Annotated in this window: 12 protein-coding genes and 2 tRNA genes; 1 reads left to right on the forward strand and 13 read right to left on the reverse strand. The window is 49.2% G+C overall.

The window, feature by feature from the left end; translation table 11 throughout:
- Window positions 1–121 precede the first annotated feature (121 nt).
- From AC2204_RS17355 to pncC, 8 genes are all read right to left on the reverse strand, one after another.
- Window positions 122–198: transfer RNA gene (locus AC2204_RS17355), tRNA-Arg, on the reverse strand.
- A 35-nt stretch (window positions 199–233) separates the two neighbouring features.
- A tRNA-Ser gene (locus AC2204_RS17360) sits at window positions 234–325 on the reverse strand.
- Between the two features lie 228 nt (window positions 326–553).
- Window positions 554–751: a carbon storage regulator CsrA gene (csrA, locus tag AC2204_RS17365; protein WP_107283806.1), complete on the reverse strand. Its 198-nt coding sequence runs from the start codon at window positions 749–751 to the stop codon at window positions 554–556.
- A 100-nt stretch (window positions 752–851) separates the two neighbouring features.
- Window positions 852–2,048: an aspartate kinase gene (locus AC2204_RS17370; protein WP_318926938.1), complete on the reverse strand. Its 1,197-nt coding sequence runs from the start codon at window positions 2,046–2,048 to the stop codon at window positions 852–854.
- A 58-nt stretch (window positions 2,049–2,106) separates the two neighbouring features.
- The gene (gene alaS / locus AC2204_RS17375) at window positions 2,107–4,818 is read right to left on the reverse strand and encodes an alanine--tRNA ligase (protein ID WP_413466718.1); all 2,712 of its coding nucleotides are present in this window, start codon (window positions 4,816–4,818) and stop codon (window positions 2,107–2,109) included.
- Between the two features lie 53 nt (window positions 4,819–4,871).
- Entirely contained in the window at window positions 4,872–5,330 is a 459-nt protein-coding gene (gene recX, locus AC2204_RS17380; RefSeq protein WP_318926940.1) for a recombination regulator RecX, read from the reverse strand.
- A gap of 107 nt (window positions 5,331–5,437) precedes the next feature.
- Window positions 5,438–6,487, reverse strand: coding sequence for a recombinase RecA (gene recA, locus AC2204_RS17385; RefSeq protein ID WP_318926941.1), 1,050 nt, complete (start codon window positions 6,485–6,487; stop codon window positions 5,438–5,440).
- A gap of 138 nt (window positions 6,488–6,625) precedes the next feature.
- On the reverse strand, window positions 6,626–7,117 hold the full coding sequence (gene pncC, locus AC2204_RS17390; protein WP_318926942.1) for a nicotinamide-nucleotide amidase: 492 nt from the start codon (window positions 7,115–7,117) through the stop codon (window positions 6,626–6,628).
- A 246-nt stretch (window positions 7,118–7,363) separates the two neighbouring features.
- Between pncC and mutS the strand changes: the two genes are divergently transcribed.
- Window positions 7,364–9,901: a DNA mismatch repair protein MutS gene (gene mutS / locus AC2204_RS17395; RefSeq protein WP_413466720.1), complete on the forward strand. Its 2,538-nt coding sequence runs from the start codon at window positions 7,364–7,366 to the stop codon at window positions 9,899–9,901.
- 109 nt (window positions 9,902–10,010) lie between these two features.
- Here the strand turns inward: mutS and rpoS are convergent, their stop codons facing one another.
- The 5 genes from rpoS to truD form a co-directional block, all read right to left on the reverse strand.
- Window positions 10,011–11,003, reverse strand: a complete 993-nt coding sequence (rpoS, locus tag AC2204_RS17400; protein WP_318926943.1) for an RNA polymerase sigma factor RpoS — start codon at window positions 11,001–11,003, stop codon at window positions 10,011–10,013.
- A gap of 62 nt (window positions 11,004–11,065) precedes the next feature.
- Window positions 11,066–11,980, reverse strand: coding sequence for a peptidoglycan DD-metalloendopeptidase family protein (locus AC2204_RS17405; RefSeq protein WP_413466719.1), 915 nt, complete (start codon window positions 11,978–11,980; stop codon window positions 11,066–11,068).
- A gap of 4 nt (window positions 11,981–11,984) precedes the next feature.
- Complete coding sequence (locus AC2204_RS17410) at window positions 11,985–12,614, reverse strand: protein-L-isoaspartate(D-aspartate) O-methyltransferase (protein WP_318926945.1); 630 nt, start codon at window positions 12,612–12,614, stop codon at window positions 11,985–11,987.
- A gap of 2 nt (window positions 12,615–12,616) precedes the next feature.
- Window positions 12,617–13,366: a 5'/3'-nucleotidase SurE gene (gene surE / locus AC2204_RS17415; RefSeq protein WP_318926946.1), complete on the reverse strand. Its 750-nt coding sequence runs from the start codon at window positions 13,364–13,366 to the stop codon at window positions 12,617–12,619.
- Window positions 13,347–14,411, reverse strand: coding sequence for a tRNA pseudouridine(13) synthase TruD (truD, locus tag AC2204_RS17420; protein WP_318926947.1), 1,065 nt, complete (start codon window positions 14,409–14,411; stop codon window positions 13,347–13,349). The genes surE and truD overlap by 20 nt, the downstream gene beginning before the upstream one ends.
- Window position 14,412 lies beyond the last annotated feature (1 nt).

Below are 14,412 nucleotides of genomic sequence, written 5' to 3' on the forward strand. Positions count from 1 at the left end.
GGATTCGAACCTCCGACCGCCTGGTTCGTAGCCAGGTACTCTATCCAGCTGAGCTACGCGCGCACAATAAATTTGGTTTACAACAACAAGCTGTCAAAAACATCTCATTGCTTTTAAATGATGGTGCGCGCGGGAGGATTCGAACCTCCGACCGCCTGGTTCGTAGCCAGGTACTCTATCCAGCTGAGCTACGCGCGCACTGTAAAACTGTTTCCGCAATCCTTAACAAGGAATGGCGGTGAAGGAGGGATTCGAACCCTCGATACGGGATAAACCGTATACTCCCTTAGCAGGGGAGCGCCTTCAGCCTCTCGGCCACCTCACCGTCTTGCGGGGGGTCATATTACTGCCAAGCCAAAATAAGTCAAATACTTTATTGCCCAAAAACGACAATCGCAGCACGCATGGATACTTAATAGTCAATACGACAACTAAACCAACGTAACTACCGAAATATCTGGCGTATTTTCAGTAAATCAGGATTGGAGGATGGAGGGTTACTGGATTTCTTCAGACACAAAAAAGGCCAGCGAGAATAGCCGACCTTTCTTTATTAGTAGTTACCAGAACCTTGAGTACCAGCTTCTTTTTCCGCTTGAATTCGCATATAGATTTCTTCACGGTGAACAGATACTTCTTTCGGTGCATTAACACCAATGCGAACCTGATTACCTTTAACGCCTAGTACGGTGACAGTTACTTCGTCACCAATCATTAGCGTCTCACCTACGCGACGAGTCAAAATTAGCATTCGTGTGCTCCTTGAGTTATCTCGATTTTATAAGAATTTAACGTTTATTATCCAACAATATTTACGAGCCCGTTTTAATAAGCCCGTAAATGGTCACTGCTCAAGAAACAGCGAGAAGTGGTCGATTATCCAGACTTTCTGGCTCAACCACAAACCTTTTGTGGACCACATCTACAGCTAATTGATGATCACCCTCATTTATCAACAGAGAAAGACAATGAGCAGATCGTTTTTTCTGATGAACCAGAACGCCAGCTTCCGCGAGTACAGTACAAACATGATCAACTTTGTCCTGCACGTTATCGCCGACTACCGATAAGGTAGAAACGGCTGCCACCTGGTGCATCTTTTTATCCAGCACGAGTTTTAGGCGCGCCAAATCTTCATTTGCTGTAACGATTTGTGTTAAATCCGCAGTAACCGCCTTACACCAGCACTGCATACCGAACAGGTTAAGCTGTTCCTGTAATTCAGAGATTGGCATATCAACATCAAGCAGCGTCTGCTGATTTTTCAGCGCTATCCCCACGACATCAGATGCAGCAGAGGACTCGAAACTTACCAGTGTTCCCTCCCCTTCTTCAAACGAAGAAAGTACCCTGAGTGGAACACCATGCTGTCTTGCATATTCAACTGACTGTAATTGTAGCACTTTCGCACCGTTTCGCGCCATTGATGTCATATCATCGAAATGAACGACATCCAGGCGACGAGCTTGCGGTACTAAACGCGGATCGCATGTATATACGCCATCCACGTCGGTAAAGATCTGACACTCATCGGCGTTTAAAGCGCCTGCCAGTGCAACAGCCGTGGTATCCGAACCTCCGCGGCCTAGGGTTGTTATATCCCCTTCATCAGTAATGCCTTGAAAGCCAGCGACTATCACAATCTGGTCTTGCTCAAGCAATTGTTGAATATGACTAGGATCAATATGGATAATGTTCGCATCATTATATTGACTGTCAGTTTTTATTCCTGCCTGCCAACCGGTCAACGATACCGCACTATGACCCATTTTATTCAACATCATTGCGAGCAAAGCCATTGAGACTTGTTCACCCACTGACATGAGAACGTCAAGTTCTCGCTCTGCAGGCACAGCATCGATCTGCTGTGCAAGGCCTAGGAGACGATTAGTCTCGCCAGACATGGCAGAAACAACCACAACCAGTTGCTTGCCTTCTTCTTTGGCTTCAATGACTCGTTCGGCCACAGCTTGGATACGTTCTATCGATCCAACTGATGTTCCACCAAACTTTTGCACTATCAGCGACTTACACGCGTTCTGCGTCACTTTACTTCACCGTCCTGGGGCTAATACCCCGTTACCATACATATTGCTAAAGGGCGCCTTACAGGCGCTCAGCGATCCATGTCTGTGCTGACTCTAGCGCAGCAGGAAGAGCACTTGCATCAGTACCACCTGCCTGTGCCATGTCCGGACGACCGCCACCTTTACCACCTACTTGCTGGGCTACCATGTTGACAAGCTCACCGGCTTTTACTTTGCCGATCAGGTCTTTGGTGACGCCTGCGATTAAACCAACTTTGTCGCCACTGACGTTGCCCAATACAACAATACCGCTACCGAGCTGGTTCTTTAGATCATCAACCATGCCTCGTAGTGCTTTGTTGTCGGCACCGTCCAATTTAGAGATCAGTACTTTTACGCCGTTGATCTCTTGCGCCTGATTGATAATGTCTGCACTTTCTTGCGCAGCCAGTTTATCTTTCAGTTGCTGAATTTCTTTTTCCAGTTGCTTGCTATGCGTAACCAGCGCGCTCACTTTGGTTACGACGGATGACACGTCTGACTTCACTAAGCCAGCCGTTTCAGAAAGCAATGCTTCTTGCGCATGCAGAGCATCAATTGCCGCCGCGCCAGTGACTGCTTCAATACGGCGGATACCTGCCGCAATACCACCTTCAGAAGTGATCTTGAACAGGCCAATATCGCCGGTATTCTTCGCGTGAATACCACCACAAAGCTCGGTCGAGAAATCGCCCATGCTCAGTACGCGTACTTCATCATCATACTTTTCGCCAAACAGGGCCATGGCGCCTTTCTGTTTCGCCGATTCGATATCCATGATGTTGGTATCAATACGGTGGTTCATCCGAATTTGTTCGTTCACCACGCGTTCAATCTCACGCAACTGCGCAGGCGTTACCGCTTCAAGATTTGAGAAATCGAAACGCAATGATTCCGGCTTCACCAGAGAACCTTTCTGAGCAACATGCTCACCAAGGAGGTTACGCAGTGCTGCGTGCATCAAGTGCGTCGCTGAGTGGTTCAGGCTAATCGCCATACGGCGCTGCGCGTCAACGTGCGCCGTTAGCTTATCGCCAACCTTCAGGGCACCTTCAACCATTGCACCTTTATGACCAATCGCTGTACCAAATTTCTGGGTGTCAGCGACGTTAAACTGTGTGCCTTCAGCCGTCATAACACCAGCATCACCACACTGACCACCAGCCTCGGCGTAGAATGGTGTGTTATCGAGTATAATCAGTGCGTCATCACCGGCATTAATACTGTCAACAGCTTCACCGTCACGGTAAATCGCAATAACGCAGGCTTGGGCTTCGGTGGCGTTGTAACCACAGAACTCAGTTTCAACATCAACTTTGATTGCGGTATTGTAATCGACACCAAACTGTCCCGCTTCACGCGCGCGCTGGCGCTGAGCTTCCATCGCATCGTTAAAGCCATTTTCATCGATCGTAAAGCCACGCTCACGAGCGACATCGTTGGTTAAATCTGCCGGAAAACCGTAGGTGTCATACAGTTTAAACACCGTTTCACCATCAAGCTCTTTGCCGCTTAAACTATCTAAAGCGTCATTCAAGATTGTCAAACCACGGTCAAGTGTGCGACCAAAGTTTTCTTCTTCAATTTTCAGTACTTTTTCAACAATCGCTTGCTGCTTCTTCAGCTCTTCACCGGCAGTGCCCATGATTTCAGCTAATGGACCCACCAGCTTGTAGAAGAAGGCGCCGTTAGCGCCCAGCTTATTACCGTGACGTACCGCACGGCGAATGATACGACGCAGAACGTAACCACGGCCTTCATTTGACGGCATAACACCATCAACAATCAGGTATGCGCAAGAACGGATGTGGTCAGCAACCACGCGAAGAGATTGGTTAGACAGATCCTCATAACCAATCACTTCAGCCGATTTTTTAATCAGGGTCTGGAAGATGTCGATCTCGTAGTTCGAGTGGACGCCCTGCATAATTGCAGCAATACGCTCGATACCCATACCCGTATCAACAGAAGGCTTTGGAAGCGGCTCCATCGTGCCGTCAGCCTGACGGTTGAACTGCATGAATACGTTGTTCCAGATCTCGATGAAACGGTCACCATCTTCTTCAGGAGTGCCTGGACGGCCACCCCAAATATGTTCACCATGATCATAGAAGATTTCAGTACAAGGACCACATGGTCCCGTATCGCCCATTTGCCAGAAGTTATCTGACGCGTACGGTGCCCCTTTATTGTCGCCGATACGGACAATTCGATCGGCTGGAATACCCATTTGTTTATTCCAGATCTCAAACGCTTCGTCATCAGTTTCGTAAATGGTTACCAACAGGCGATCCTGAGGCAACTTTAGCTCTTCCGTTAAGAACTCCCAAGCATACTTAATGGCATCTTGCTTGAAATAATCACCAAAACTGAAGTTACCCAGCATTTCAAAAAAAGTATGGTGGCGGGCAGTAAAACCTACATTCTCAAGGTCATTGTGCTTACCACCGGCACGTACACAGCGCTGAGCTGTCGTCGCTCGAGTGTAGCTGCGCTTTTCAAGCCCCAGAAAAGTATCTTTAAATTGGTTCATACCTGCATTGGTGAACAACAGTGTTGGGTCGTTCGCAGGTACAAGAGAAGAGCTTTCCACGATTTGGTGGCCTTTGCTCTCAAAAAACGCTAGAAACGCACGGCGAATCTCATCAGTGCTCATGTACATTGGGAAATCCTGAATAGATGCTTTTATAGAAACCAGAAAAATCGCATTTACGCGACTGTATCGGACTAAGATAAATTTTTTGGCGGCCATTGTAAAACAACCACAGCGAATACAGGAAATGTTATGTTACGAATTAAGGAAAATTACTCGTCTGTGGCAGCCAAAGCATAGTTGATTTGGTCAAAATCGAAGCCGCGATACTGCAAAAAACGAAATCGACGTGCTTTTTCTTTCGGAGAATCGATGACCGTTTCACCAAATTTTCGCTGCGCGACCTCTTTACCGTGTTCGTACCAGTCAATATCGGACTCATCAATAGCATGATTGACGATATCTTCCCCGACCCCCTTCATTTTCATTTCTTGTTTGATCCGCAATGCACCCCAGCCTTTGGCAACACCGTTACGCACCATCATGGCGGCATACCGGGTATCGTTAAGCCAGCCATATTCCTGACAATGGCTGATCGCCAGATCTATTTCCTGAGCCTCAAAACCGCGGGTTGTCAATTTACGGCGTAATTCAGTTTCGGCATGATCCCTGCGTGACAGGTAACCAACCGCCGCCTCTTGGGCTGATTGCTTATTCGTTTTATTTCTCATGCAGACTATTCTCCAACGGAAAAAACGGGCCTTGTACCTAGTACAAAGCCCGTTTTTAAATTCTTTTCACATTCATCGCATGCTGATGCAGCGGCTACTCTAGGTAATTAAAATGCTTCTTTTTCTTCTGCGGTCTCTTCTTTTTTGCTGTCAGCAGATTCCAATGTTGCCGGTGCTAATAACATCTCGCGCAACAGTTTATCGATTTCTTCTGCAATTGCCGGGTTTTCAACCAGGTGCTTGCATGAGTTTGCTTTACCCTGGCCAATCTTATTGCCTTTATAGCTGTACCAGGCACCGGCTTTTTCTACCAGCTTGTGCTTCACACCTAAATCAATCAGCTCGCCATTGCGGTTGAAGCCTTGGCCGTAAAGAATTTGTGTCTCAGCCTGCTTAAACGGCGCCGCAATTTTATTCTTAACCACTTTGATGCGAGTTTCATTACCGACCACTTCATCGCCATCTTTAATCGCGCCGGTACGGCGAATATCCAGACGTACAGAAGCATAGAATTTCAGGGCATTACCGCCTGTGGTGGTTTCAGGGTTACCAAACATCACACCGATCTTCATTCGGATTTGGTTGATGAAAATACACATGCAATTTGAGGTCTTTAAGCTACCCGTGAGCTTACGCATGGCTTGGGATAGCATTCTCGCTTGCAAGCCCATGTGCGAATCGCCCATCTCACCTTCAATTTCTGCTTTTGGCGTTAGAGCAGCAACGGAATCGACCACAATCACATCGACAGCACCTGAGCGAGCTAGGGCATCAACGATTTCTAAAGCTTGCTCACCAGTATCTGGCTGAGAAACCAAGAGCTGGTCGATATCAACCCCCAGCTTTTGAGCATAGATTGGGTCTAGAGCGTGTTCAGCATCGATGAATGCACAGGTCTTGCCTGCTCGTTGCGCAGACGCAATGGTTTCCAGCGTTAATGTCGTTTTACCCGATGATTCTGGACCGTAAATTTCAACTACGCGACCCATTGGCAAACCGCCAGCACCCAGCGCGATATCCAGCGACAGGGAGCCAGTTGAAATCGTATCGATATCCATCGTACGGTTATCGCCCAACTTCATGATGGAGCCTTTACCGAACTGCTTTTCAATCTGGCCTAACGCTGCGGCAAGAGCCTTCTGTTTGTTGTCGTTCATTCGACTCTCCAACGGATGCTTAAATTAAATACTGAAGTAAACTTATGTCGGTTAGTATACTGTCTATTCATACAGTGTCTAGCACTGTATGAAAATTTTTTCTCTTGCTGTCTGTACCCCGCTCACCCGGAGATTTGCTTAGCCCAGAGCCTGTAAACGCTGCAGCATGCCAGATAAGGATTTTTCAATCGCTTGCTGCCTAACGGCATTGCGATCGCCGTCAAACAAACAGGTCTCAAGCTGCAACCAACCGGTACTGTCCGCCCAGGCGAAACAGACCGTCCCTACCGGTTTGGTTTCTGTGCCGCCGCCAGGACCGGCAATACCGCTGATCGCCACACTGATCGTGGCATTAGAATTGTTCAGTGCCCCAGTGGCCATTTCCCTGACCACGGCCTCGCTGACGGCCCCATGTTCAGCCAGTGTTTCACCCTGAACTCCTAGCATTTGCTGTTTGGCTTCATTGCTATAGGTGACAAAAGCGCGATCAAACCAGCCTGAGCTGCCGGCAATATCGGTGATGGCGGTCGACACGCCACCACCGGTACATGATTCAGCCGTTGTCGCAACCCAACCTCTGCGTTCTAACGCTTCGCCCAAACGCTCAGCAAGCTGCTGTATTTTTTCCATATATCGCTTCCCTTTTTCTAACAATAGAATCGAGTATAGAGAGACCAGAAACCAGAATCGAGAAACTTGAACCTCGCCACTCGCGATTCATATCTCGATTGCTACTTTGCCACCCTGCCCGATTCACGTATCCTTAGCTATCAGAATTTAACCCGGCAATTTTTGACCCAGCATCAACAGCAGGTTAATCCGGCACCAACAGCAGGCAATATCGTGACAGTGAAAGGTTTAGAGACACACACTCCAATGATGCAGCAATTTTTACGAATTAAGGCTGAAAACCCTGATATTCTGTTGTTCTATCGTATGGGCGATTTCTACGAACTATTTTTTGATGATGCTAAGCAAGCCTCTCAATTACTCGATATTTCTCTGACAAAGCGCGGCTCCTCCAACGGCCAGCCAATTCCGATGGCCGGTGTGCCTTACCATGCTGTTGAAGGATATCTGGCAAAACTGGTTCAGCAAGGCGTTTCTGTCGCGATTTGTGAGCAAATCGGCGATCCGGCAACCAGCAAAGGGCCGGTTGAACGTCAGGTAGTCCGTATTGTTACGCCTGGTACGGTCAGTGATGAAGCGTTATTAAATGAACGCCGGGATAACCTGATTGCCGCGATTTACCACAACAGTCAGGGCTTTGGCTACGCCACCCTGGATATCACCTCCGGCCGCTTTATGCTTTCAGAGCCGGATACAGAAGAAGCCATGCAGGCAGAGCTACAACGCACCAGCCCTGCCGAGTTGCTCTACCCGGAAGACTTTGCCCGACCACAAATCGTTGAGCCGATAAAAGGCACGCGCCGTCGCCCGGTGTGGGAATTTGACCTCGCTACCGCGCGCCAACAGCTGACCATGCAATTTGGTACCCGTGACTTAGTCGGTTTTGGCGTCGAGCCGGCTGAACGCGGTCTCTGTGCTGCCGGCTGCCTGCTGCAGTATGTTAAAGACACCCAGCGCACCGCGCTTCCTCATATTCGCGCGATCACCTTAGATCGCAAAGATCATGCCGTGATCCTGGATGCGGCAACCCGTCGCAATCTGGAGCTGACCCAAAATCTGGCGGGGGGATTTGACAATACATTGGCTTCGGTACTCGATCATACCGCTACCCCGATGGGCAGCCGCCTGTTAAAACGCTGGCTGCACCAGCCAATCCGCGATCCTCAGCAGCTCAACAACCGCCTCGATGCCATTGCCGAATTTAAAGATAGCGGGATGTTTGCCGATGTCGCGGGCGTGCTACGCCATATGGGCGATCTGGAACGTATTCTGGCTCGCCTGGCACTGCGTTCTGCACGCCCTCGCGATTTGGCCCGTATGCGTACCGCGCTTCAGCATCTGCCGGAACTGGCCGATCTATTGACTGAAATTGACCAGCCCCGGATCGGTGAATTAGCCCAGTTTGCCGCCCCCATGGATGAGCTGTGCGGGCTGCTGGAACGTGCCATCATCGAAAATCCTCCGGTTATCATCCGAGACGGCGGCGTGTTGGCTCCGGGCTATAATGCCGAGCTCGATGAATGGCGCGATCTGGCTGACGGCGCAACCAAGTATCTCGACGATCTGGAGGCGCGCGAGCGTGAGCATCACGATATTGACAGCCTGAAAGTCGGCTTTAATCAGGTTCATGGCTTTTTCATTCAGGTGAGCCGTGGCCAAAGCCACCGGGTGCCAAGTCATTATGTTCGCCGCCAGACGCTGAAGAATGCCGAACGTTATATTATCCCTGAGCTGAAAGAGCACGAAGATAAGGTACTCAACTCTAAATCGAAAGCCTTAGCACAAGAGAAAAAGCTGTGGGAGGAGCTGTTTGATCTGTTGCTGCCACATCTGGAGCAACTGCAAAACGCAGCCAATGCCCTGTCGGAACTGGATGTACTGACTAACCTGGCCGAACGTGCCGATACCCTCAATTACTGCCGCCCGCAGTTGATGACAGAAACGGGCATTGAAATTACCGCAGGCCGCCACCCGGTGGTTGAGCAGGTGCTTAAAGAACCGTTTATCGCGAATCCTATCTCACTGCATCAGGATCGCCGGATGTTGATCATTACCGGCCCGAACATGGGGGGTAAATCCACTTACATGCGCCAGACGGCACTCATTGCATTGATGGCCCATGTGGGCTCGTTTGTGCCTGCTGAAGCGGTGAAGATTGGTCCGTTAGATCGTATCTTTACCCGTATTGGTGCGTCGGACGATCTGGCCTCCGGCCGTTCGACCTTTATGGTCGAAATGACCGAGACCGCCAACATCCTGCATAATGCAACCCCCAGCAGCCTGGTATTAATGGATGAAATAGGCCGCGGCACCAGCACTTATGACGGCTTATCTCTGGCGTGGGCCAGTGCTGAATGGCTGGCAGAAAAAATTGCCGCCATGACGCTGTTTGCCACCCATTACTTTGAGCTGACGGAACTACCCTCACTGCTTTCAGGGCTGGCCAACGTCCATTTAGATGCCGTTGAGCATGGTGATGAGATAGCCTTTATGCATGCCGTTCAGGAAGGCGCGGCCAGCAAATCCTACGGATTAGCCGTCGCGAGTTTAGCCGGAGTACCCAAATCGGTGATCAAGCGGGCAAAAGTGAAGTTGCAGCAACTGGAAGCGAGTGGTCATCAGCAAGCGGTAAGCTCGCCATCAGCCGTACCGAAAGAGGAAAATCAGCTGACGCTGATCCCCGAACCAAGTGAAGCGGAAGAAGCATTAGCCAACTTGAACCCTGATGAAATGACACCGCGTCAGGCGCTAGATGAGCTGTATCGCCTGAAAGCATTGTTATAAGCCCGGGATAAGAAGCGAGTAAAGTGACCCTAGATCCTAGGCACTCGATTCCGCCATAGAAAAAGGACGCCCCGGCGTCCTTTTTTAATCCGCTACTATTGTGGTTGAATTACAACTCCTGATTAAAGAGCGATTCAATATTTAAACCCTGATGGGTCAGCATGTCACGTAAACGACGTAAACCTTCGACCTGGATCTGGCGAACACGTTCGCGGGTTAAGCCTATCTCACGGCCAACATCTTCCAGGGTCGAAGCTTCATAGCCCAGCAGCCCAAAGCGGCGAGCTAACACTTCTCGCTGCTTAGGATTCAGCTCTTGCAACCAGTTGATAATCGAGGTTTTGATATCATCATCCTGCGTCGATGTTTCAGGGCTACCGCCTTTCTCATCAGGGATAATATCCAATAATGCTTTTTCTGAATCGCCGCCAATAGGGTTATCCACCGAGCTGACACGTTCATTCAAACGCAGCATTCGGTTAACGTCATCAACCGGCTTCTCCAGCTGAAAAGCGATATCTTCGGCTGTCGGCTCATGATCCAGTTTCTGCGCCAGCTCACGGGCAGTTCGGAGGTACACATTGAGCTCTTTGACAACATGAATAGGCAAACGGATGGTGCGGGTCTGGTTCATGATCGCGCGTTCAATGGTTTGGCGGATCCACCAGGTCGCATAGGTTGAGAATCGGAAGCCTCGCTCGGGATCGAACTTTTCTACGGCTCGGATCAGCCCCAGATTTCCTTCTTCAACTAAATCCAGTAAAGCCAGACCACGATTACTGTAACGACGGGAAATTTTGACCACCAGACGCAAGTTACTTTCAATCATGCGCTTACGTGCGACTTCGTCCCCTCGTAATGCCCGGCGGGCATACAGCACTTCTTCTTCGGCTGTCAACAGGGGAGAAAAGCCAATTTCTCCGAGGTAGAGCTGCGTTGCATCAAGGGCTTTTTTCGTCGCCCCATATTTTGAAATATCGACATCTTCGTTGCTAATATCTTCTACAGACTCAGATTTTATAACCACAGCAGGGGTGTCTGAATCGATATCTTCATCAAAATTAAAAGTTTCGATATTAGCGGCTGTGTTGCTTCTACTCATAGCGCCTCCCAGATGGCGAGTTAGCAATACTAGGCAAGACATACAACTTCATTATCTCATTTTTACTTTTTCGGCAAATACCTCAGAGGATCCACGGATTTGCCTTTATAACGAATTTCAAAGTGCAGACGGACACTGCTAGTTCCCGAGCTTCCCATCGAAGCAATCTTCTGCCCGGCTTTTACTGTCTGTTGCTCTTTAACCAACACCTTGTCATTGTGCGCATAAGCACTGAGATAATCATCACTATGCTTAATGATCACAAGATTTCCATATCCCCTGAGTGCATTTCCGGCATATACAACTTTGCCTCCGGCTGATGCACTCACAGACTGTCCACGCCGGCCTGAAATATCGATACCTTTATTCCCATTATCAGAACTGGAAAAGGTTGCGATAACCGAACCTTTGCTTGGCCATGCCCATTGGTCCACCTTGTTGGTATTCTTTGTGTTATTTGTGACAACTTTGTTGCTTTTTGTGTTTTGAGAGTACTCCTTTGTGCGATCCTGATCAACATTTTTATTGGCTATTTTTTGCTCAGAATTTATCTGTTTCACAGGAGCCTTGCTCTGCGGCTTGGGGCTTGGTTTTACCTTGGGAGCGCTATTGGTTGTTTTTACTGGGGGTTTAATAACGGCAACCGTACCGGCATGGCCATATTCCGGTGCCACATACTTAGGTTTCCATAGCTGGAGTTTTTGTCCGGGAAAGATGGTATAAGGGAATGACATCTTATTCTGGGCAATAATGTCCTTCACCTCCCGCCCCGTTACATAAGAAATAAAGTAAAGGGTATCGCCTTTTTGAACTTCGTAGTAACTGCCGCGGTGACTGCCGCGATCGAGTTGTGAATAATCTTTTCCGATACTCGAAACCGGTGCTGGCACGTGACTGCTGCAGGCAGACAATAGCAACAGACAAGCGGCTGCTATTGACAATGAGTGCGATAAGTTCTTGCTCACTCGCACTTCCATGGCTTTACGCTAAGTCCCCAGCCACCAGTGGAACAAATCGAACGGCTTCAATGTCCTGATAAGAAAACGTATCACCGGTACGGGTGATCTGTTTCAGGACCTGATACTCATCACCGACAGGAATGACTAACCGGCCACCATCAGCCAGCTGCTTAAGTAATTCCTCAGGAATAGTTTCTGCGGCAGCGGTAACAATAATGGCATCAAAAGGCCCTTTGTTATGCCACCCCAGCCAACCATCCCCATGTTTAGTCGAAATATTATGCAGATCGAGCTGTTTTAAGCGACGTTTAGCCTGCCACTGCAGTGCTTTTATTCGCTCCACGGAGTAAACATGGTTAACCAGGTGTGCCAGAACTGCCGTCTGATAGCCCGAGCCGGTGCCAATTTCCAGGACTCTGGAGTTAGGGTTGAGATCCAGTAACTCTGTCATTATAGCCACGATATAAGGCTGTGAAATCGTCTGCCCGCTACCAATGGGTAAGGCATTATTTTCGTAAGCCTTATGGGAAAATGCCTCATCAACGAATAGTTCTCTGGGAACGGCTTCAATTGCATTCAGCACTTGCTCATTTTGGATTCCCTGCCGTCGCAACAAGGCCACCAAACGGTGACGTTCTTCCACATAACGCATCCTTATTTTATCTCCACTTCTTTCATCCATAGCTCAACACTGTCGATGGCATTATGAGCCGTTAAATCAACTTGCAGCGGGGTAATAGACACCGATTTTTGTTCGATGGCATGAAAATCCGTACCGGGACCTGCATCCTGGCCAAGCCCCGGCGGACCAAGCCAGTAAAGAGTTTTACCACGAGGATCCGTATCTTTGACCATCTGCTCTGCACGGTGCCGTGCCCCCAGTCGCGTGACTTGCCAACCGGTTAATTCCGCCAAAGGAACATCCGGCACATTTATATTAAGGATCTGATTGTTGAGCAACGGCTTATCAATCAAATTGCGAACCAGCTCTTTGACCACCTGCGCTGCCGTGTCAAAGTATACGGAACCCACCAGCGATACCGCTATTGCCGGCACACCAAGGAAATGCCCCTCCGTCGCTGCCGCTACCGTACCGGAATATAAGACGTCATCCCCCAGATTGGCACCATGGTTAATACCGGCAACCACGATATCCGGGCGGTATTCCAGCCACTCATTCAGGGCAAAGTGGACACAATCGGTCGGTGTACCTTCAACAGAGATCCGACCTGGTCCTTCTTCGCGAATACGCAGCGGATTATCAAGTGATAGGGAGTTTGAAGCCCCGGAGCGATTTCGATCCGGGGCGACCACGGTAACCTCCCCCAGCTCACCCAATACAGAGGCAAGCGTATTAATGCCTTCGGCAAAAATACCGTCATCATTACTGATTAAAATTCGCATGGTCGCCATCCTCTCGTTCACGCTCCATTATTAGCTCGCGTACCACAGAGGTTGCGAAACAACCCGCCGGCAGGGCGAATGCCAGCACGAGATCATCACCATCGAATTGCCATTCCATCTCTTGTGGCTTTAACAATAACGGACGACGCTCATGACGCATACGGTTATCACGGATCAATTTAAGCAGCAATGGCTCTTGTTCAATCACCGATAATTCAAATGCTTCTGCATCAGCCTGAGTCGGTAAGGCATTATCACCCACTAAGGGGGCCGTAATATTTACGCGCCCCTCATCAATGCTCGTTTGTAGTTCAGGGCTAATCGTTTCAGCCAGGAAGCCATTCTCTTCCCCCATATTTTGCAAACTGTCACCCAGCATCAGCGAGTGAACGTTGCCCTGCTCAATTCGCGTCGACAGTACCATGTTGAATAGCCAAGAACGTGCCGCGGATAAATAAAAGCTGCGCTTACTCTTGTCTCGAACTCGAAATTCGTCATTCCCCCAGCTACGCGCCTTCACCACATTATTACCGCTATGCCCAAATCGCTGCTCACCATAATAGTTGGGCACGCCGTGGCACTTCACCTGCTCTAATTTGGCGGCCAGTTCATCCGGCTTATCAAGTTCAAGCAAGCGCAACTGGAACCAGTTGCCGACTAAATCGCCCGGACGCAGTTTTTTATCGTGGCGGGTGGTTTCCAAGACTTCAACTCCCGGATGCTCTGCCACAAACAAAGTTAAATCAGGATCTGGCTTTCCGGGCAGATGAACACTTAACCACTGCTCCGTTACCGCATGACGATCTTTGAGGCCGGCCCAGCTCACATCTCGCGATTTGACGCCACATGCTTTCGCCAGCTCATTGACCACAAACTTGGTGTTTTCACCTGTCTTGCGGATCTTCACCATAAAGTGTTCGCCTTGCCCGGCAAAATCAAAACCTAAGTTTTCTTTGACTACAAAGTGGTCAGGCTGGACTTTGATCCGCCCCTGACACGTTGGTTTTTCATATAACCAACAAAAATTGTCCATGACATTAGACATC

Source organism: Photobacterium sp. (assembly GCF_057456235.1).

Excerpts from the sequence above, each read along its gene's own strand:
- csrA (WP_107283806.1), bottom strand. The coding sequence starts at position 751 with ATGCTAATTTTGACTCGTCGCGTAGGTGAGACGCTAATGATTGGTGAC.
- truD (WP_318926947.1), bottom strand. The coding sequence starts at position 14,411 with ATGTCTAATGTCATGGACAATTTTTGTTGGTTATATGAAAAACCAACG.
- pncC (WP_318926942.1), bottom strand. The coding sequence starts at position 7,117 with ATGGAAAAAATACAGCAGCTTGCTGAGCGTTTGGGCGAAGCGTTAGAA.
- recX (WP_318926940.1), bottom strand. The coding sequence starts at position 5,330 with ATGAGAAATAAAACGAATAAGCAATCAGCCCAAGAGGCGGCGGTTGGT.
- AC2204_RS17405 (WP_413466719.1), bottom strand. The coding sequence starts at position 11,980 with ATGGAAGTGCGAGTGAGCAAGAACTTATCGCACTCATTGTCAATAGCA.
- alaS (WP_413466718.1), bottom strand. The coding sequence starts at position 4,818 with ATGGCCGCCAAAAAATTTATCTTAGTCCGATACAGTCGCGTAAATGCG.
- surE (WP_318926946.1), bottom strand. The coding sequence starts at position 13,366 with ATGCGAATTTTAATCAGTAATGATGACGGTATTTTTGCCGAAGGCATT.
- AC2204_RS17410 (WP_318926945.1), bottom strand. The coding sequence starts at position 12,614 with ATGCGTTATGTGGAAGAACGTCACCGTTTGGTGGCCTTGTTGCGACGG.
- mutS (WP_413466720.1), top strand. The coding sequence starts at position 7,364 with ATGATGCAGCAATTTTTACGAATTAAGGCTGAAAACCCTGATATTCTG.
- recA (WP_318926941.1), bottom strand. The coding sequence starts at position 6,487 with ATGAACGACAACAAACAGAAGGCTCTTGCCGCAGCGTTAGGCCAGATT.
- rpoS (WP_318926943.1), bottom strand. The coding sequence starts at position 11,003 with ATGAGTAGAAGCAACACAGCCGCTAATATCGAAACTTTTAATTTTGAT.